The organism is Nodosilinea sp. FACHB-141 (assembly GCF_014696135.1).
In the GTDB taxonomy this organism is placed as follows: Bacteria; Cyanobacteriota; Cyanobacteriia; order Phormidesmidales; family Phormidesmidaceae; genus Nodosilinea.
The window spans coordinates 1-19,758 of sequence record NZ_JACJPP010000002.1; the positions used below are offsets into that span (position 1 = coordinate 1).

Annotated in this window: 20 protein-coding genes; 13 read left to right on the forward strand and 7 right to left on the reverse strand. The window is 54.1% G+C overall.

All coding sequences use genetic code 11. The features are described 5' to 3' along the window. Positions 1–191: 191 nt before the first annotated feature. On the reverse strand, positions 192–2,249 hold the full coding sequence (locus H6F59_RS00025; protein ID WP_190694067.1) for a prolyl oligopeptidase family protein: 2,058 nt from the start codon (positions 2,247–2,249) through the stop codon (positions 192–194). A gap of 283 nt (positions 2,250–2,532) precedes the next feature. Here H6F59_RS00025 and ligA point away from each other — a divergent pair, with 283 nt between their 5' ends. Both ligA and H6F59_RS00035 read left to right on the forward strand, forming a co-directional pair. Further along, positions 2,533–4,641, forward strand: a complete 2,109-nt coding sequence (ligA, locus tag H6F59_RS00030; RefSeq protein WP_190694068.1) for an NAD-dependent DNA ligase LigA — start codon at positions 2,533–2,535, stop codon at positions 4,639–4,641. Positions 4,642–5,088: 447 nt separating this feature from the next. Continuing rightward, positions 5,089–6,351: an EAL domain-containing protein gene (locus H6F59_RS00035; RefSeq protein ID WP_190694070.1), complete on the forward strand. Its 1,263-nt coding sequence runs from the start codon at positions 5,089–5,091 to the stop codon at positions 6,349–6,351. 122 nt (positions 6,352–6,473) lie between these two features. Here H6F59_RS00035 and H6F59_RS27460 read toward each other — a convergent pair whose 3' ends face one another. Beyond that, entirely contained in the window at positions 6,474–6,866 is a 393-nt protein-coding gene (locus tag H6F59_RS27460; protein ID WP_190694072.1) for a DUF559 domain-containing protein, read from the reverse strand. 284 nt (positions 6,867–7,150) lie between these two features. Here H6F59_RS27460 and glmS point away from each other — a divergent pair, with 284 nt between their 5' ends. The 4 genes from glmS to H6F59_RS00060 all read left to right on the forward strand — a co-directional run bounded on the left by glmS (position 7,151) and on the right by H6F59_RS00060 (position 11,368). Continuing rightward, the gene (gene glmS, locus H6F59_RS00045; RefSeq protein ID WP_190694074.1) at positions 7,151–9,058 is read left to right on the forward strand and encodes a glutamine--fructose-6-phosphate transaminase (isomerizing); all 1,908 of its coding nucleotides are present in this window, start codon (positions 7,151–7,153) and stop codon (positions 9,056–9,058) included. 280 nt (positions 9,059–9,338) lie between these two features. Beyond that, positions 9,339–10,208, forward strand: coding sequence for an HNH endonuclease (locus H6F59_RS00050; RefSeq protein ID WP_313887073.1), 870 nt, complete (start codon positions 9,339–9,341; stop codon positions 10,206–10,208). Positions 10,209–10,340: 132 nt separating this feature from the next. Then, entirely contained in the window at positions 10,341–10,433 is a 93-nt protein-coding gene (locus tag H6F59_RS27465) for a nucleotidyltransferase domain-containing protein (RefSeq protein ID WP_279308332.1), read from the forward strand. Between the two features lie 302 nt (positions 10,434–10,735). Next, the gene (locus H6F59_RS00060) at positions 10,736–11,368 is read left to right on the forward strand and encodes a hypothetical protein (protein ID WP_190694075.1); all 633 of its coding nucleotides are present in this window, start codon (positions 10,736–10,738) and stop codon (positions 11,366–11,368) included. A gap of 86 nt (positions 11,369–11,454) precedes the next feature. On the opposite strand, the gene H6F59_RS27470 is transcribed toward H6F59_RS00060, so the two are convergent. The 3 genes from H6F59_RS27470 to H6F59_RS00070 all read right to left on the reverse strand — a co-directional run bounded on the left by H6F59_RS27470 (position 11,455) and on the right by H6F59_RS00070 (position 12,369). Next, entirely contained in the window at positions 11,455–11,598 is a 144-nt protein-coding gene (locus tag H6F59_RS27470) for a hypothetical protein (protein WP_348251347.1), read from the reverse strand. After that, positions 11,535–11,864 carry a hypothetical protein gene (locus H6F59_RS00065; protein ID WP_199325438.1) on the reverse strand — a complete coding sequence of 110 codons (330 nt, stop codon included), beginning with the start codon at positions 11,862–11,864 and terminating at the stop codon, positions 11,535–11,537. The genes H6F59_RS27470 and H6F59_RS00065 overlap by 64 nt, the downstream gene beginning before the upstream one ends. Before the next feature lie 268 nt (positions 11,865–12,132). Continuing rightward, positions 12,133–12,369 carry a helix-turn-helix transcriptional regulator gene (locus H6F59_RS00070; protein WP_190694078.1) on the reverse strand — a complete coding sequence of 79 codons (237 nt, stop codon included), beginning with the start codon at positions 12,367–12,369 and terminating at the stop codon, positions 12,133–12,135. Positions 12,370–12,471: 102 nt separating this feature from the next. Between H6F59_RS00070 and H6F59_RS00075 the strand changes: the two genes are divergently transcribed. From H6F59_RS00075 to H6F59_RS00095, 6 genes are all read left to right on the forward strand, one after another. Beyond that, a complete protein-coding gene (locus tag H6F59_RS00075; RefSeq protein WP_190694079.1) occupies positions 12,472–12,834 on the forward strand; it encodes a hypothetical protein in 363 nt (120 codons plus the stop codon). A 599-nt stretch (positions 12,835–13,433) separates the two neighbouring features. Then, positions 13,434–13,799 carry a hypothetical protein gene (locus tag H6F59_RS00080; RefSeq protein ID WP_190694081.1) on the forward strand — a complete coding sequence of 122 codons (366 nt, stop codon included), beginning with the start codon at positions 13,434–13,436 and terminating at the stop codon, positions 13,797–13,799. Positions 13,800–14,283: 484 nt separating this feature from the next. Next, positions 14,284–14,820 (forward strand): hypothetical protein, encoded by a 537-nt coding sequence (locus tag H6F59_RS00085; RefSeq protein ID WP_190694083.1) that lies wholly within the window; start codon positions 14,284–14,286, stop codon positions 14,818–14,820. Between the two features lie 19 nt (positions 14,821–14,839). Further along, positions 14,840–14,962 carry a hypothetical protein gene (locus tag H6F59_RS26635; protein WP_277882353.1) on the forward strand — a complete coding sequence of 41 codons (123 nt, stop codon included), beginning with the start codon at positions 14,840–14,842 and terminating at the stop codon, positions 14,960–14,962. Between the two features lie 561 nt (positions 14,963–15,523). Further along, positions 15,524–16,405, forward strand: coding sequence for an SAM-dependent methyltransferase (locus H6F59_RS00090; protein WP_190694085.1), 882 nt, complete (start codon positions 15,524–15,526; stop codon positions 16,403–16,405). Positions 16,406–16,542: 137 nt separating this feature from the next. Further along, a complete protein-coding gene (locus H6F59_RS00095; protein ID WP_190694087.1) occupies positions 16,543–17,121 on the forward strand; it encodes a hypothetical protein in 579 nt (192 codons plus the stop codon). Between the two features lie 68 nt (positions 17,122–17,189). Here H6F59_RS00095 and H6F59_RS00100 read toward each other — a convergent pair whose 3' ends face one another. After that, positions 17,190–17,675, reverse strand: a complete 486-nt coding sequence (locus H6F59_RS00100) for an orange carotenoid protein N-terminal domain-containing protein (RefSeq protein ID WP_190694089.1) — start codon at positions 17,673–17,675, stop codon at positions 17,190–17,192. Between the two features lie 412 nt (positions 17,676–18,087). On the opposite strand from H6F59_RS00100, the gene H6F59_RS00105 reads away from it, so the two are divergent. Then, positions 18,088–18,660, forward strand: a complete 573-nt coding sequence (locus H6F59_RS00105) for an HdeD family acid-resistance protein (RefSeq protein WP_190694090.1) — start codon at positions 18,088–18,090, stop codon at positions 18,658–18,660. 146 nt (positions 18,661–18,806) lie between these two features. Here the strand turns inward: H6F59_RS00105 and H6F59_RS00110 are convergent, their stop codons facing one another. Next, a complete protein-coding gene (locus H6F59_RS00110) occupies positions 18,807–19,718 on the reverse strand; it encodes a DUF5996 family protein (protein WP_190694091.1) in 912 nt (303 codons plus the stop codon). Positions 19,719–19,758: the final 40 nt, after the last annotated feature.

A 19,758-nucleotide genomic window follows, 5' to 3' on the forward strand; every position in this document is an offset into this window, starting at 1 on the left:
CCTGCAACTCTCCCACCCCAAAAGAAAAACCCCCTGATTCATCAGGGGGCATAACCTTGTGTCACCCATGGGGGCACAACCTTACAGCGCGTGACACACTGCAATGCCCCTACGCAAATCCTGGCGATACGCCAAAAACCCCTATACCTCGGCATTTAGCAAATGGCTTCGCCCTGCCGAATTGGGAATAGCTACATCCCCAAATTCGCCGCCAAAAACGCCCACTTATCTGACACTTCTTCGATCACCTTCGCCGTCGGCTTACCCGCCCCGTGCCCCGCCTTCGTCTCAATGCGAATCAGCACCGGAGCCTCGCCCCCGTGGGCCGCTTGCAGCGCTGCCGCAAACTTAAAGCTGTGGGCCGGCACCACGCGATCGTCGTGGTCGGCAGTAGAAATCAGCGTCGCCGGGTAGGCCGTCCCCGGCTCCAAATTGTGCAGCGGTGAATAGCCGTAGAGCACCTTAAACTCGTCTTCGTTCTGGGGCGAGCCATAGTCCGACTCCCAAGCCCAGCCAATGGTGAACTGGTTAAACCGCAGCATATCCATCACCCCCACCGCAGGCAGCGCTGCCGCAAACAGGTCGGGCCGCTGGGTCATGCAGGCCCCCACCAGCAGGCCGCCGTTGCTGCCACCTGCGATCGCCAGCTTTTCCGCCGACGTATAGCCCTCAGCGATCAACCACTCCGCCGCCGCAATAAAGTCATCAAACACGTTCTGCTTATTCAGCTTCGTGCCCGCCAGGTGCCACTCTTCGCCATACTCGCCGCCGCCGCGCAGGTTCGGCATCGCATAGACGCCGCCCATCTCCATCCACACCAGGTTGCTCACCGAAAACGACGGCGTCAGCGAAATGCTAAAGCCCCCATAGCCATAGAGCAGTGTCGGGTTCTGCCCATTCAGCTCAATTCCTTTCTTGTGGGTGATGAACATCGGTACGCGCGTACCGTCTTTGCTGGTGTAAAACACCTGGGTGGTGGTGTAGGCACTCGGGTCAAAATCCACCTCGGGCTGGCGGTAGAGGGTGCTCTCCCCTGTCACCATGTCGTAGCGATAGATCGTGGGCGGTACCGTAAAGCTGGTAAAGCTGTAGAAGGTTTCGATATCTTCCCGCTTGCCGTCAAAGCCACCAGCGCTACCAATCCCCGGCAGCTCTACCTCCCGCACCAGCTCCCCGGTCAGCGAGAAGATGCGAATTGTGGTGTAAGCATCCTTTAGATAATCCGCCACAAACTGGTGGTTGAGAATGCCAACGCCCTCTAAGGTGTTGTCGCTTTCGGGAATGATCTCTTGCCAGTGCGATCGCTCCGGCTGGGCAATATCGATCGCAATCAGCCGCCCCTTCGGCGCATCTAAATCAGTGCGAAACCAAAATAGCGTGCCGTCGTTATCCACAAAGCTGTAGCTGGCCTCAAACTCCGAAATCAGCTCTACCACAGGGCTTTCCGGGTTGCTCAGGTCTTTGTAAAACACCAGGTTGTTGGGGTCAGTCCCCTTCCACACCGAGATGATTAAATAGCGCCCGTCCTCGGTGACGCCGCCGCCAAAACCCCACTCTTTTTGGTCGGGGCGCTCGTACACCAGCACATCCTCACTTTGGGGCGTGCCCAGGCGATGGTAGTAGAGCTTCTGGTAATAGTTGATTGCCTCTAGCTTGCTCGCCTCATCTGGCTCGTCGTAGCGACTATAAAAAAAGCCCTGGTGGTCGTGGCTCCACGACGCACCCGAGAACTTCACCCACTTCAGCAAGTCGTCGGTGTCTTCACCGGTTTCAATATCGCGCACGCGCCACTCGATCCAGTCTGACCCCGCGCTCGACAGACCATAGGCCATGTATGCCCCGTTCTCACTCACCTCCATGCCGCTGAGCGAAACCGTGCCGTCTTCTGACAACGTGTTGGGGTCAAGCAGCATGCGGGGCTCGGCCTCTAGGCTAGGCAGGGTGTAGAGTACGCTCTGGTTTTGCAAGCCGTCGTTTTTGAAGTAAAAATATCGCCCGCCTCGCTTGAAAGGAGTGCTGTAGCGCTCATAGTTCCAGATTTGGGTGAGGCGATCGTTAATTTCCCCACGCCTCGACAGCGTTTGTAGATAGCCCTCAGTAACCGCATTCTGGGCCTCAATCCATTCCTGGCTGGCAGGAGATTGCGGGTCTTCAAGCCAGCGGTATGGATCAGGTACCGCCACACCGTGGTAGGTATCGACCTGGTCGTGCTGGGGGCTGGGGGGGTAAGTGAGGGAGTTGGCAATCATAGGGGCTTGAGATAGACCAAGGGCTAGTAGTAACCCTAACAAGAACCGTAGAGAATCGCGCACGTAATCATGCCCTTCGTTAATTCAGGAATCCATGCCTAGGGTGGGCTATTTGCCTAGTTTTTTATAGCAGTGTTCGAATAGCTGCTAAAAACTTCTAAATTTATGGTCACAAGGCTTTGGAACCTATACATATTCTCTATTGACGAATGGCGGAAACTGAGCGGCACTGGGGGCATTGCAGCGCTACACTAGCCACCGGGCGATTTTAGGAAACCGAGCCATGGGCGACAACGGCAACGACGACACAGCGGCCAGGGTGCAGACGCTCAGGTCGCAGCTGCAAGCCGCCAGCTACGCCTACTACGTGCTCGATGCCCCCGACCTGCCTGATGAGGTCTACGATCGCCTCTACCGCGAGCTGCAAGACCTCGAAGCCGCCCACCCCGAGCTGATCACCCCCGACAGCCCCACCCAGCGCGTTGGCGAGCGACCCGCCACCCAGTTCACCTCCATTCGCCACAACATCCCCCTCTACAGCCTGGAGAATGCCTTTGACCTGGTCGAATTTCGCGCCTGGGAAGACCGCTGGCGCCGGCAGGCCCCCGACGTTGGAGCGGTAGAGTACGTCGCTGAACTGAAAATCGACGGCAACGCGATCGCCCTTACCTACGAAAATGGTCTGCTGGTGCGGGGTGCTACCCGAGGCGATGGCACCGCCGGCGAAGATATTACCCCCAACGTGCGCACCATCCGCTCGGTACCCCTGCGACTGGCCATCGAGAACCCGCCAACCGTGGTTGAAGTGCGCGGCGAAGCCTTTCTCCCGCTGGATGTGTTTGAGCAGATTAACCGCGATCGCACCGCCAAGGGCGAAGCCCTCTTCGCCAACCCCCGCAACGCCGCCGCCGGCACCCTGCGCCAGCTCGACTCCCGCATTGTCGCGGCCCGCAAGCTCGACTTCTTTGCCTACACCGTCCACTGGGGAGAAGCCGTGGATGAGTCGGTGATTGGAAGAGCTGACGACGATCAGCTGGCCCAAATCGAGGCCACGAGCCATGCTCCAACGCAGGCCCTCACCCACCCTCCCACGACCCAGTGGCAGGCCCTCGAATTTCTCAAGTCTCTGGGCTTTCGCGTCAACCCCAACCGCCAGCTCTGCCAATCTGCTGACGACGTGCAGGCCTACTACGATGATTGGGCTACCCGGCGGCTTCAGCTCTCCTACCTCACCGATGGCGTGGTGGTCAAACTCAACGACTTTGCCCTCCAACAGCAGTTGGGCTTTACCCAAAAATTTCCTCGCTGGGCGGTAGCGCTTAAATATCCCGCTGAAGAGGTGCCCACCATCCTCGAATCCGTCAGCTTTCAGGTGGGCCGCACCGGGGCAGTGACCCCCGTGGCTGAGCTGCGCCCGGTGCAGCTGGCGGGCACCACCGTCGCTCGCGCCACTCTGCACAACGCCGATCGCCTCGCCGAACTCGACATTCACCAGGGCGATACGGTGATCGTGCGCAAAGCTGGAGAGATCATTCCCGAAGTGGTGCGGGTGCTGGCCGAGCTGCGAGCAGCCGGGGCGATCGCGATCGCCATGCCCACCCACTGCCCCCAGTGCAGCAGCGCCCTGGTCAAACCCGACGACGGTGCCGTTACCCGCTGCATCAATATCTCCTGCCCCGCGATCGTGCAGGGGGCGATCATCCACTGGGCCAGGCGCGACGCCCTCGACATTGAGGGCCTGGGCGAAAAGTGGGTAAAACAGTTGGTGGAGCAGGGCTTGGTCCGATCCGTTGCCGATCTCTACAGCCTAACTGAAGAGGATCTAGCACCTCTCGATCGCATGGGTAAGCGGCTGGCCGAGAAGCTGCTGGGGGCGATCGCCGCCTCCAAAGCCCGCCCCTGGGCCTCGGTGCTCTACGCCTTGGGCATTCGCCACGTGGGTGCTGTCAATGCCAAAACCTTGGCCCAGCATTTTCTCAGTGCCGCCGCTCTCGCCGCCGCTAGCCCTGAGGCGATCGCCTCCGTCCACAGCATCGGCCCCGAAATCGCTCAGGCCGTCTATGAATGGTTCCAGGTGCCTGCCAACCAAACCTTAATCGATCGCCTGCAACAGGCTGGTCTGCAACTTGCCTCCGCAGAATCCGCCGCCGCCCCAGCCGCTGGCCCCCTAGAAGGCAAAACCTTCGTGCTCACCGGTACCCTGCCCACCCTTACCCGCCAGCAGGCCACCGACATCATCGAAGCCGCTGGCGGCAAAGTCACCAGCAGCGTTAGCAAAGCCACCGACTACCTAGTGGCGGGTGAAAAAGCCGGCTCAAAACTCGTCAAAGCGGAGAGTCTAGGCGTTGCCATTCTCACCGAAGCAGACCTGTTAGCGCTGGGGAAAGGATAGTACTCGCCAAGCTAGTTGTGATTAGCCCTGGGAACCTAGAACTCAGGATCTCAGGCTTAAGACAAACCGTGAACCATACACCTTAAACCCCAAACCACTACCAACCCATCACTACTGACTCGACAATCTACTCAAATTAGTAATCTAATTTTCGCCTCTAGGGCGGGGCAGCGCTAGCATAGAAAAATCCATCCCTCTCTATAGAAAATTGGCCACCTAATAGGGGCGATAATAGTATCTGAGTGATACAAAATGAAGTAATCCCCTGATTTGCAGCCTTAGGGCTTGAGCCGAGAATATCGGTGATGCCATGCCACAGAGCCGTTGTTAACCAAATATCCGTACTTATGCTCTTGGCCTGGCCAAATTATCGGGTTACGTCTAGAACCATCTGAAACTGAAATCGTCTTAAGTACTGCTGCGGAATACTGTTTGGAGTACCGCTCAATGGTTGGACAACTGGGTCCGGACCCGATAGCTAACAAGCTATCGTTGCTCCCTTACGTCTTTTTGTCGGCATCTAGTGCTGAGGGAGAATCGATCGATGAGGTCGTGCTCGATGCTCTATGCGCCATTCGCCTCTACCTCGATATGGAGGTGGCGTTCATTGCTGAATTTTCGGGTGGTAGACGCCGATTTCGCTATGTCGATTCATCTTTAGAGCATCCACCAATCGCCGTGGGTGACTCAAACCCGCTCGAAGAGAGCTATTGCCAACGCGTTGTCGATGGTCGGCTGCCAGAGCTGATTCAAGATGCCTCAGCAATCCCGGCGGCGCTAGAACTACCGGTCACTATGGACCTGCCGGTGGGAGCCCACCTCAGCGTGCCCATCCGCTTGGGAAACGGGCAGCTCTACGGAACATTCTGCTGCTTCAGCACTCGGCCCGACTTTACCCTGGGCAATCGCGACCTGTCCATCATGCGCGTGTTTGCCAATTTTGCTTCCCGCCAAATTGGCCGAGAGCTAGCCACCCAGCGCCAGTACCGAGAGATGCGCCAGCGCATTGTCTCAGTGCTAGAGTCTGAAGCGTTTACCATCGTCTACCAGCCGATTGTTCACCTAGGAGACAACAGAATCATCGGCTTCGAGGCGCTGACCCGGTTTTGGTCTAGGCCCATTCGCACCCCTGATGTGTGGTTTAACGAGGCGGCTGACGTGGGCCTCAGCGAAGAGTTGGAGATGGCGGCGATCGCTAAGGCCCTCACGGGCTTCGACCAACTCCCCGACGATATCTATTTGTCTATCAACGTCTCGCCTGACAACATCTTGAATGGCGCTATCCATCGAGCCCTCCACAATGCGCCGCTCGATCGCATTGTGCTGGAGGTCACTGAGCATGTGCCCATTCCCGACTATTCCCAGTTCGGCCAAGCCCTAGCACCCCTGCGCGATCGCGGCATTCGCCTCGCCGTCGACGATGCTGGCTCGGGCTACGCGAGTTTCCTGCACATTCTTAAGCTCAAGCCAGAAATCATCAAGCTCGACATCGGACTCATTCGCGATATTGATACCGACCTTAACCGCCGCGCCTTAACCGCTGCGCTAGTCGGGTTCGCCCAAGAAAGCGGCAGCCAACTCGTCGCCGAAGGGGTAGAGACAGCCCCAGAGTGCACCGCTCTAAAGCAGCTTTGCGTCAACAAAGCGCAGGGATATTTGCTCGGGCATCCCCTACCGATTGGCGAAACCGCAGCGCTGTTCCAGGGCTAAGGCTAAGCGGTTTTGAAATTGCCTCTCCACTACTCAAAGTCCCCCAGAATTGGGGGATTTAGGGGGCCGACAGCTCTGGGCAAGCCCCCAGAAACCCTTGTAACTCGCTGTGGTTTGGCTTCCTAACCCCTCAATCCTGAAGAGGACCGGGATTCTGCAACTTGAGCAATGCGATCGAGAACAACGGCTAGATTGTTCACGACCTCTGCGTTTGAGAATCGTAAAACGCAATAACCGAAATCTTGAAGATGCTCTGTCCGAGCTTTGTCGTAGGCTTCTTGCTGGTTATGAACGCTACCATCAACTTCAATAACCAATTTGCAGGATGGGCAGTAAAAGTCAACAATGAATCGTCCCACAGGATGCTGACATCGAAACCTAAGTCCGTTCAGTTGCCGTCCTCGCAATGCTTTCCACAGTCTTGTCTCAGCAGGGGTAAGGTTTTGCCTTAACTCTCGGGCCGCCTGCTCAATTGACCGGGTAGTACCACGAATCCTTGGAAAGTCCTTGGCCATTGATGGATGTTGATAGAATTTCCTCTATTAAAATTGCCCAGCGCCACTCAAAGTCCCCCAGAATTGGGGGATTTAGGGAGCCAGATAGCTTTTAGCAGACCACCAAGACTCTCTTGTAACCTGCTAAAATTTTGCCCCCCTGCCCCCCAGAATTGGAGGTTCTGACAGACCCTACCGATCTCACCCGCCGAGACAGCGTGTATTCTAGAGTGTCAGTCTGACCCGAGACACCCGCCCGTACCCAGGCAGTTACCCCCCAGGCAGTTACCTAAGGAGACAACGCTATGTGTGGCATCGTGGGATACATTGGCACCCGGCCCGCCGCCGACATCTTAATGGATGGCCTGCGTAAGCTTGAATATCGCGGCTACGACTCCGCCGGGCTCGCCACCGTGCTCGAAGGCGAGCTGCACTGCGTGCGCGCCAAGGGCAAACTGCAAAACCTGCAAGACAAGCTCGACGGCGAAGAAAACCCTGCCCGCCTGGGCATCGGCCACACCCGCTGGGCCACCCACGGCAAGCCTGAAGAATATAACGCCCACCCCCACCGCGACGGCAGCGGGCGTCTGGCCGTAGTGCAAAACGGCATCGTTGAAAACTACCGCGAGCTGCGCGAAACCCTCAAGGCCCTGGGCCATGAGTTTACCTCCGACACCGACACCGAGGTGGTGCCCCACCTGATTGAGTCGCACCTGAGCCAGCTCAACCTTGACGATACCCAGGGCCGATCGCCTCTGCTAGAAGCCACCCGCCGCGCCTGTCAGCAGCTGCACGGGGCCTTTGCCCTAGCAATTGTCTCCGCTGACTATCCCGACGAGCTGGTGGTGGTGCGCCAGCAGGCCCCACTAGTGATTGGCTTTGGCCAGGGCGAATTTTTCTGCGCCAGCGACACCCCGGCGATCGTGCCCCACACCCGCGCCGTGCTGCCCATGGAAAATGGCGAGCTAGCCAGCCTGACGCCCCTGGGGGTAGAGGTGTATAACTTTGCGGGCGATCGCCAGCGCAAGCACCCCATCACCCTGAACTGGAACCCCATCATGGTGGAGAAGCAGGGGTTCAAGCACTTCATGCTCAAGGAGATCTACGAGCAGCCTGGCGTCGTGCGCACCGCCCTCGAAACCTATATCAACAGTGCCTGGACGGCGGATAGCGCCAATACCCCCCTATCGCCCATTAGCCTGGGCCTGCCCGCCGATTTGCTCAGCGGCCTAGAGCACCTGCAAATTGTGGCCTGTGGCACCAGCTGGCACGCCGCCCTGGTAGGCAAATACCTAATCGAAGAGCTGGCCAACCTGCCGGTGATGGTGCAATATGCCTCGGAGTTTCGTTACTCGCCGACGCCGCTGATTCCTAACACCCTGACTATTGGCGTCACCCAGTCGGGCGAAACCGCCGATACCCTGGCCGCTTTGGAGATGGAGCAAGACCGCCGCGCTGCCCACCCCGACCCCCGCTTTGCCCCTCGCATGTTGGGCATCACCAACCGGCCCGAAAGCTCGCTGTCGCGGCTGATACCCCACGTTATCGACACCCACGCGGGCATTGAGATTGGGGTGGCGGCAACCAAAACCTTTACTGCCCAGGTGATGGCCTTTTACTTCTTGGCGATCGATCTGGCCTACCGCCGCCAGACTTTGACGAGCGATCGCATCGAGGCCATTCTCAACGGTCTGCACCAGTTGCCTGCCTTTATTGAGCAGGTGCTCGAAAGCCAGGAGCGCTATATCGAAGAGCTGGCCCACGAGTTTAACGAAACCCAGGACTTTATCTTTTTGGGCCGGGGCATCAACTTCCCCATCGCTTTAGAGGGGGCGCTCAAGCTCAAGGAAATCAGCTACATTCACGCCGAGGGCTACCCAGCAGGCGAAATGAAGCACGGCCCGATCGCCCTGCTCGATGCCAAGGTGCCGGTGGTGGCGATCGCCATGCCCGGCAGCGTCTACGACAAGGTGCTCTCTAACGCCCAGGAGGCCAAGGCCCGCGATGCCCAGCTGATTGGCGTGGTGCCCATGAATGACACCGATGCCCAAGAAACTTTCGATCGCCTGCTGCCTGTGCCCGTGGTGGATGAGCTGCTGTCGCCAATTGTGGCGGTGATTCCGCTGCAACTGCTGGCTTACCACATCGCCGCCCGGCGCGGATTGGACGTTGACCAGCCGCGTAACCTCGCCAAAAGTGTGACAGTCGAATAGGGGTTTTGCGCAAATATTGAGCAGGCAACTAGCCTCAGTCGTTTGCTGGCGCGCTAGGGGCTGTCTTGGTGCGCCGCTGGGTTCCCTGACCGATGAATTCTAAGACCGCCAGGCTATCTTGGAGAAGCCTACGCTATATATATGAATAGCCTGAAGCAAGCTTAGCGCTAGATGCCCCTCTAGCTAAATGATGCCGAAAGACCTGTCATACTACGCCAAAAAGTTTGCGAAGCTGAACGTCAACAAACATAGAGAGCGAGGGGCGGCTCCTCATGAGCCTGTGCTCTTGATTTCAGTCATTGAATTAATTGATCAGGGCAAGATTCGACTGAATCAGGTACCGCTGTCACCAGAGCTAATCTCGACGTTTCTGAAGTATTGGCGCAGCCTAGTAAGAACGGATCACCGCTCTGATATCTCACTACCATTTGTGCATTTGACGGGGGATGAGTTTTGGCACCTAACGTTTTACCCTGAGAGCGAAACGGCAACACCGACGGGGTTGGGCCGCAAGGGCGTTACGGCTGTTAGACGCATTGTTCAATACGCGTCTTTTGATCCTGAGCTATCTGTCATCTTGCAGGACCCAGGACAGCGAGTAATCTTGCTGCGGGTGCTGATTGATAGCTGGTTTTCAGGGCGATCAAATGAGATTGAGCAGCTGTCACTAATCGATGAGTTTGAGTTGGTGAAAACCCAGCTTTTGCGAGAAGGCGGGGCAACTTACAACGTTGAGGATTTGAAGAATGAGGAGAATATCGTTGTCAGGAATGGGGCGTTTCGCAAGATTGTGGTGTCGCTTTACGACCAGCGCTGCGCATTTTGTGGGTTAAGGATTATCAGCGCTGATGGGCAAGATATTGTAGATGGTGCCCACATCAAGCCGTTTTCTGAGTTTAGGGATGATCGCTTTGTAAATGGGCTGGCGCTCTGCAAGAACCATCATTGGGCGTTTGACCATGGCTGGTTTGGGGTGGATGACGACTACCGAATTGTGATTCCGCAGGAGCGGTTTATGGAGGAGCCAGCGGTGGAGAGTCGGGAGATGGTGGCATTTAGGGGTGAGGCGATCCGCTTGCCGGAAGAGCGAGAGTTCATGTCCAGTTTAGAGGGTTTGAGGTGGCATCGGGAAAGGTGGAGGATGGAATAACCAATTTGTCAAAAGGAAGTAGCCCACATTACAAGGGACATCATGGTACTGCAGGCAGCGCCACTGGATGAGCGGGTAAAAACCCAACGAAACAGCATTTTGAATATTGCTGAGCGTTATGGTGCTTATGATATGTGGGTGTTTGGGTCAGTTGCCCGCGGTGAGAGCCACCAAACCAATGATGTTGATTTTTTATGGAGATGCCGCCAAGGCACAGCCTGTTAGATCGCATTTCCCTAAAGCAAGATTTGGAAGTTTGCTAGGATGCCGGGTGGATGTGGCAACTCTTAGGACACTGCATGAGTGCGTTAATGACAAAATCTTGCAGGATGCCAAGCCACTATAAATGGGGATAGACTTTACCTGAATAATTTAGAGTAGGCTAGCGGGAAGCGTTGAGGGAGCAGGGGGGATGCACTCGTTAGAAGTTTATATGCTGCTGCGGCTAGCCAGGTCAGTATGCGAGAGAAAGTAGCACTTAGGAGCGAATCGATCAGACCATTTAAACATAAGTATTTTGGATCACCATGAGTCAATCTAAGCTTTTCAATATAAGTAACGCCCTAGCATTAGCAATTGGCTTGTTTGTTGACCTTATAGCTATCCATGAGTTGCTCAACAAAACCAACACAATTGAGGCTGACGGAAATTTAGGCTTATCAGCCATTTTCTTCGTTAGCTCAGTATATCTTTTGATTTTTGCTGGAATAGGGACTAGAAGATTCTTTCACAGTCGAGCAGAATCGTCATCATCGAAATTCTTGAGTCAAAAAGCTTTCAATGAGATTGAAAAAGTAACATCACTCACTCAATATCTTCTAGCAATTCCTTGCGGGATTCTTTTTGCAATAATTCTTCCTTGGGATGAGATACTAGGTTTTTGGCTTTATGAACATCCTCTAGGTTCTTTTTTTTGGAGTGCTAGCGATGCTTTTATTCAATTTTTCCTTTTGCTTCTCTTCTTATATGTCATCGTGGAAATATCCAGGTATTCCTCTAGAACTTTTTATTTGTCGTTGACACCCAGTTACCGGGTTAGAGTTCCTAAGAAAAATTTGGACTTAAGTCCAGCTACCGTAATGCTAGAGAGACAACAGAGGAAGAAGGATTCCCAATTACGAAGTTGGGAAGCGCAAGAAGACGATAATTTGAATACATAACTGAAAGTACAGCCTTAAGATAAGTATGTGAACACTGCTTACCACCCAATCTGTTCGCTGATACAAATGGTATGGTGGCACTATCTCTAACCAGAAGCTAGCAGATCCTCATAGGTTATAAAGTCCCTGAGCAGCAGGATATCAACGGTTTGAAACTTGCCGAGCGTCAGCAGATCTTTATCACCCGTGATGATGCAGGCTGCATTGCTAGCGATCGCAGTTCCCAGAATTTGGTCATCATCAGAATCTCGGCAAACACCACGGCTAACACAGCAGGCTCAACCACCTGCATCCTAGAGCGCAGGAGATCTTCCACCGTCTGGGCATCTTCAGCAGAGTATTTGAACTTCTGAGTCAGTTTCTCCCGCAGTTCCTGAAAGATAAATTCCGAGATAGTAACAGTGTGAGTCCTCAGACAATGCTCGACTAGAGTGTGGTAAAAACCTTGAGCAATAAATGCGGCAATTAGAACGTTGGTATTCAATACCAGGTTCATGACACCATCTCAAAGATGTCATCATCTGTATAGTCCAGCCTGCATTTTTTGCAAGAGCTGTTCGCGCAGCGACCTGAACTGATGCACAAACACAAACTCTTGCAATGCCCTTTGTAGCACCCCCTTGGGAGACAAGCCCTCAGTCTGGGGCAGGCGATTTACAGCAGCCCTGAGTTCTAGCGTAAAAGGAATTGTAAGAGTATCTTCCATCGCTCTAGACCCACTAAAACTACACACACGATAGCAGTCAACAACGGCAGCATCTACCCTACAGGTCTTTGATTTCTTCACCTAAGTAGCGCTCTACGAAAGCTTTTGCTGCTAAAGGATGCAGCGTTTTCAAGGCTCTAACGATATCTACAATCGTTTCACCCGACGGGTCACTCTTCTCATTTGCCCATCGGTACACGCTGTTACGTTCAATATCGAGAGCCGCCGCAAGGCTGTATTGGCTCACCTCAAACTCCTCAAGCACTTGCCTGAGCACATGTCCTGCTTTTCCCATGCCTTCATGGTGTCAGACCAGCACAAGCGAGTAAACAACTGATCTGTTGACGGCAACCAACTTGTTGACTATGATGCTAGTCATCGTTTCTGTTGACACACTATGCAAAACCCCCTTTCGGCAGGCTCAGAGCAAAATCCCACCCCCGCTGCTCGCTACAGTGCCCGCATCATCACCCCCGACCCTGCCACAGGTGCAGAGCCAGCCGACCCCGGCCAAGTCCACCTCGAACTCACCCTCAAGCTCCATAGCTACCCCAACCCAGACCGAGAGCCCGTCAAAATTCTCGTTATTGGCAGCAAGCGATCGGTTAGCTCTATCGTCGTCGCCCTTCACCAGCTCGGCTTTGCCGAAATCTTTGAGTGGACAGACTTTCTGAGCGCACCTAATGCTGATAAGCCGCTTCAGTTCCAGCCTGGTGAAGTTATGAAAGCACTGGTGAAGTTCTTACCCCGAGAAGAGTAGCGGGCAGAAATTAGGCTTGGCTGTCCCGATCAAGTAGCCAAGCCGACCACACAAAAACACTATAAACACGTTCGCCTTAGAGTCTCTGCCTCAGCACTCAGCCGTTGACCGCAACCGCGATCGCCCACTCCCCAGCCGCTAACGCTTATACCTCAAGGCTTAAAACATAAACCAACCAGATTAATGCCTTCTCTACAACAGCTCATGAGTTCTGCTTAAGCGTAAAGCAGTTTGACCTAACAGATAATGAGTTCTCTGTAGCAGTTAGTGAGTTCTGCCCAAGCGTAAAGTAGTTCGACCTAGCAGTTAATGGGGTCTCAGTAGGGCTTAGCTAGTGCCCTACCCGCGTTAATGCTTAGACCTTAGAATCTGTAGCCCAAACAGGCAAGACTATTTTTTCTTCCTCAAGACATTAAGCGTAAAACTACAGAACTTCTTTTACTCCACTTAAAGAGTTCTCACCCCCTGCATAAAGCTTCCATATCCCCTCACCTTCTCTGGATGCTTCTAAAGCGCGGGCGTCAACTCTGAACCCAAGTTGATTAACCAGTCAGCCCCTCCAACCCTCAAACTCAAACTCCCAAGGAGGGAGTACCACCATGGCACGAGCCAAACGCACATCTACCTCTCTACAAAAAGCAGAACGTCGCGCTTCCGCAATGGGTTCCATCGCCCGCAACCTTGACCTGGGCAACGGTATGACCCTCGCCTCATTCTGGGCCGACATTGAAGCCATGCGCGATCGCCAGAACAAGTACAACGAGATGCTTTCCACCGTCGATCAGCTCTACAACGAGATGCTCGCCGCCGAAAAAGCCTTGGCCGAAAAGTCTGAAAGGATGCTCAATGCCGTAGCCGTAGTCTATGGCCGCAAAAGCTCTGAATATGAAATGGCAGGCGGCAAGCGGCGGCCTGAGCGGCGACGGGCTAGCCAGTCTGCTCCCGATCAGCAGTCAGTTGCTTAGACACTTAACCCAAAACCAAATCAGTTTGAGGGGCGATCGCATAGCAGTATGCGATCGCTTCTTTCGTCTCAGCCCCTAGCTACTGCTGCAACTCTAGGTGATGAGCGCTGCCCACCCGACAAGATTTCATTAAACTATTGCTCATCTCCCATATATTGCTGTACAAACGCCTGTAATGCTTTAGGGTTCAGCATTGCCCTGCACCAGCTCGGCTTTGCCAACATTTGAGAACACCATACCCACCTGAGCAATCGCTACTTTCCCTAGACTAGCCACTAGGTCATCCTGCTTTCTATCAATATCGAATTAGCGAGCTGTTAGATAAGCAAGTCAAGGTTTAAAGAACTTTTTGCTTAGTTATTACGAGCTCCCCAACCTGTCCAAGAATGCGACAGTAGAATAGGGGTACTTTCTCAGAAAGACCGTTGTTTGCGTCGATCGCTTAGCCATGCCAGCCCAGCCTAAAACCAGACCCCTCGGAGAAATGTTGCAGCGGGCAGGATTGCTCTCCCAAGCGCAGCTTGACGTGGTGCTTCAGGATCAGCAATGGCAGCCTGATCTGCGAATAGGCGACATTCTTGAGCTGCGCGGGTGGGTCAAGCGCGACGCCATTGAGTTTTTCGCTGAACAGTGGCCAAAGCTTGCCACTATCGGTCGGGATAACCCCATCGGGTATTACTTTCAGCAGGCGGGGCTGCTGAATTCTCAACAGGTAGACGCCCTGCTGCGAGAGCAGGCACAGGCAGGGTTGAGAATTGGGGCGCTGGCGGTTTTACACGGATGGCTGTCTCAAGAGACGCTCGATTGGTTTCTGCGATCGCTAGCACCGGAGGAGTCTGCCTCCTCTGCCTTTATGAAGCGAAAGCAGGGGAATGGGAGCGATCGCATCAGCCAAGCCGGTCAAGCTCAGTCAAAACCGCAGGCTACTCAGGTGCAACCCAGTCCACCAAAGACGGTTACAGCCCCGCCAGCTAAAGAGCCAACCAAGCCCAGCCTGGATGATATTTCCTGGGTTGATTAAACAGGACAGTGGCCAAACTATGGGCATGACAGCCCTTCCCTTACTGACTCAAGAGCTGCTAGGGCAAATGACGGAGACCATTGATCGGGAGGGGCGATCGCACTTGCCAACAGCCTGTATGCTGCTGCGGTTAGCCAGGTGAATCTGACTGAGGATTAGAGCGATCGAAGCCAGGGTTAGATGATGACTTTCGTCATGCAATGGGAGAATCATGACGCGTTTATAGTGTATCGATCAAATTTGCTAGCTACAAAAAACCCCACTGTTGCGAGCGGGGTAGGTAGGTCGTTGTTGTTTAGGAGGAAAGTCGTTGGGTTGTCTACCGGGCGTGGAGAACGCTGCGATAAATCAAATCTGCGGACTGCTAGCAATGAATCAATAGTCCCCTAAATCCTCAACTCAGGAAGTGATAGAGGTATTGGTCACTCGGTGATACTTATAGCCCTATAACGTGAGCGATGCCGCCCAGTGAGATGATGCAGATCACAACTCCAAACTGACCCAGCCAAACAGAGCAGCCCGTATCCGATGAAACAGCTCTACAAAATACCGGGGCAGAATCAGACCAAACTATAAGAGAGCGTCTACAAAAGGGGGAGACCAAGCCTGAACATTGTCTTCGCACGAGGAATCAGCCAACGACTCAAGCTATAACTAATCCCTTGCTAAACAGCCCCCAAAACCCAACTTCTAAAAATTTCCTGTGCCCCCGACCTCTGCCGATCCCATCTCCTACACCGCCAAAATTGTGGCGGCGAAGCGAGCCATTGAGCAATCTCTGCCGCAGCCACTGTTCGACGACCCCTATGCGGCGGCCCTAGCGGGTGACGAGGTTGAGCATCTTCTGGCCAAATGGCAGCAAGTCTCTAATCAGCAAGAACGCTCTCTAGAAGAAGTGGTCGCCAAGCGCACCCGCTACATCGCCATTCGCACCCGTTTCTTTGATGACCTACTGCTAGCCACTCTGCCCCAGCTACCCGAGCCTCAAGTCGTCATCTTGGGTTCAGGGCTAGATACCCGAGCCTATCGACTGCCCTGGCCACCTGCCACCTGCCTCTACGAAATCGATGTGCCAGCAGTTTTAGACTACAAAGCCAACATCCTGCGAAACTACGAGCCAAACTGTTGCCACCACCTAATTGCTGGTGACTTAGAAGATGTTCAAACCGGCTGGGTGGCTCGCCTTCTAGAGGCAGGCTTGAGGCAACTGCCAACGATTTGGCTCCTCGAAGGCGTGACGATGTATTTGCCAGAGCCTTCAGCCCACTCTCTACTGAGGACTGTTGCTACACTAAGCTGCCCCGGCAGCGTTTTGGGTATGGATGGGGTCAACGACGGTTCGATTCGGGCGGCTCAGCGAGCTAAGCGGGATGACAGAGGGCGTGTAGTGCGCCACTGGCAGTTTGGCTGCGACGATCCCCAGCAATTGCTAGAGCGTTATGGCTGGAGCGCTAGAGTCAGCCAACCCCAAGATGTTGGCATTGCCCACGGTAGATACCCAAAGTCCATGCCAGTTACAGCAGAGGTCGGTGGCCATCAGTCAGAGAGAGGAGTTTGGCTAGTGCAGGCTAAGAAAGACCCGTAAACCCGATCGCATCAACCGCGTTCTAAATTAAAGAAATAATTGACGGCCCGGAATTCTACCAAGGGTTGATGATTAGCTCTGTATGGAGCCGTTCTGCGAGACGGACTTCTGAAACAGTCAGCAGCGAAGGCAACCTGATGAGACAAATTCAACTGCGTAGCGTTTTGGCTTTAGCGCTGGTTAGCTTGGCTCAGCCTGCGATCGCCCAGTCTGAGCGTTACCCAAACGCAACAGAGCTCCAACAGCTAGCCGAGGAACTCAGGCGCAAGATTCCAGACCTTCAAGCCAGTGGTTTCTACAGTGATCGCCGCACCTTTGAAGAGTGGCAAGAACGATCGGCTTATGCAGAAGCTTGGGCTGACGTTGACCCTGCGATCGCCCCATTTCTGGGCGAATGGACTGCCATTGAAGAATCTCTCTATATCTACCCATCTGCTCTCAGAGGAGGGGTCTGCATTCTCGACATATACCAAGATCAGAGCAAGTTCTACACTGGCCAGGTGAGAGACAACAAACTACACACCGACCAAAACGTAGTCTTCTTTCTAGACAACAACTTTTTGGGCAACGTATCGGTCTATGAAAATCAGCCCAGCCTTTATGAGTATGCTCACCCCCGACCGCTGCCCAGTTCATCAGAAGAGCTAAGGCAGTTTTACCCTGAGACTGTAGCTGCCTTTGAAGCAGCAGGTTGTCTTGTGGGCCTGCCTCAGTAGCTTAGCAATTTCAGAACACTTCCTCCCAACGCTACACGATCCGCTGGGAGGAAGCACCTGCGTTAAATCTAGATGTTGGAGCCGCTCGCGGGTTCTGCGCCCATGCCAAGGGCAGCGTCGCGCAAAAAGGTAATCTGCTCTTCAAAGCCCATCGTCTCTAGGGCAGCCAGCAGATCTTGCCCTTGATTATCAAGCTCATAATTTTCAGGCATTGGGATAATTTCACCGCTATCCATGCCCTGAGCCAGGTAATACCAAAAAGCGAGTTTTGTGTTGGCGCTCAAAGAACCGTACTCTCGGCCGATTTGGTTAGAGGCGTCACACCGTGCGATCGCGCGCATAATCTCAAGCTGCTCTTGCTGATCGACCTCTTTGACCTGGTTATAAAGACCGGTAGCAATTTCAGGGGATGCAGAGCCAGGGGCAGCTGGCGTGATCCGCTCTCCCATCTGCTCATAGACAAACCACAGCAGTGCCAGTTGCGCATCTATATCTAAGCCCTTAAAGACATTCAGAGCTTGGTTAGGATCGTTAGCGGTTGTGTAAGCAGTCATAAAAAATCCTTTTGTTGCAGCTTGTACAAGTGGCCCTGGAAAGCACGCCTCAGCAATGAAGCCCGTACTCGGAGCCGATACCTGCAAGTTAACGGAGGATTCAACTCCCTTCCTCCTGCTATGGCAATAGCCGAAGCTATGCCAGTGGATGGGTAAAGGTCATCTAACGATGCTCTCAACCGTTTGCTGTTACTGCCACGATCGCTTGTATTTCATGCATTGTACGGTTTACTAAAGGTCTGAGCTAACCGTTAAAACTAACTGAAAAAGACTTTGCACTTCAGCGTTGCATCTCAACCCAAAGTCGCTGCGTTTCCAAGCACGTTCTACCCTTTGGTTCTACTCGATCGCTGCAAGATTTCTTAACTTGAAGAAGCTCACAGCTAAACAGCTAAATCAGAGGGAATATCTCATGGTCAGCAATACTTCAGTAGATGTTAAACAGGTTCGCGATCGCTCGTTATGGACTGGCGTTGTTCTAACGATTTTGGGTGTAGCTGCGATCGCGCTGCCCATCGTCTCGACCCTTTTTGTTGAAACTTGGGTAGCCGTAATTTTGGCTTCCGCAGGGGCGGCAAAGCTCGTTTATGCCTATCAAACCCGTGACAAAGGTGGCACCCTTTGGAAAGCGCTGCTTGGTGTTCTCTACATCGCTACCGGCATTATGTTGTTTGTGAATCCACGCTCAGGGGTACTCACGTTGACCCTGTTGCTTGGTAGCTTTTTACTCACCGAAGGCGTGTTTGAACTCATTCTGGCCTTCCGTCTACGACCCCAGCAAAATTGGACCTGGGCTTTGGGCAATGGCATCATCACCCTGATTCTGGGCGCTATGATCTGGTTTCAGTTTCCCTTTAACGCTCCCTGGTTGCTAGGTACTTTGGTCGGTGCCAGCATTCTCTTCACGGGCATTTCTCGCATTGGGCTATCCCTCAAAACTCGGGAATTTTCGGAGCGCGAGTCCGAATCAGCCGCTTCTGCTTGAGCGCTGTAGACTGCCGCAATCCCTCGATCTACAGCTACAGGGCTGAACCCACTGGCGATATTAATTGGCCAGTGGGTTCACACTGTTTTAAACCCTGATTTTGTGGACTCCGTGGGCGATCGCCCCCTCTCCCCTACTGCGCAGCGCTATTTGAACCAGGTCTGTTGCAGCGCGGCGGCATCCCAGTTGGCTAAATTAGCAGCAGCCTCATAGGTGCTGTGCAGAAATTGCAGCAGCGCCTGGTCAGGGTCAGCGGCCTCGCGTACGGCATCGTAGGGCAAAACAAACTCCCCTAGCCCCTCATGAAAGAAGGCTGCCTCCGGCTGAACCGGCGCATCCTTAAACCCCTCCGGTACCGGATAGGCATAGGAGTAAAAGGCCGGGTAGCCTAGGCCCATCCCCGGCCAAAACCCAGCGCTGCTCACCTCTTGGCAGTAGGCTTCCTTAGCAACATCGTCGGGCAAGTTGGGCACACCCCCGCCATGCTCCGGTGCCGGTCGTCCCGAAAACCGTGTCACCGCCAGATCAAAGCTGCCCCAAAAAAAATGTACTGGGCTCACCTTGCCTGCAAAGTGAGAGCGAAACTCCCGAAAGACGCGATCGCTCTGCAACAGCACCCGCCAAAACCGCTGCGCCGCATCGGCGTCGTAGGCCCCATGGGTTTCATCTTGCTCAAAGGGAATCGCATCCGGGATTTCATTAGGCGTAGTGTGAATGCGAACGGCAATATTCAGCTCTGCCAGGGCCGCCATCACCGCCTGATAAAAGTCAGCCACCGACCGAGGCCGTAGCTCAACCATTTTCACGCTGCCTTCGCTGGTGGCAATGCGCAGCTGGTGATCAAAAAAGTCGAAGTCGATCTGAAAAATTTGATCCGCGCTCGGAATAGTACTTGTTGTCAGGCCCCGCGCAGTCAAATATAGCGGCACATGCCAAGAGTGATTAATCCAGGGCGTTTGCACCAGCCGAATTTTACCCACAATTTGAGTCCACAGGTGCAGCGTGGCGTAGGTGTCTTGCCAATCATCGAGAGGTAGCTGTGGCCAGACGTTAGGCATAACGTTTCCCCCAATTGGTTTAAGACAAATTGGAGCACAA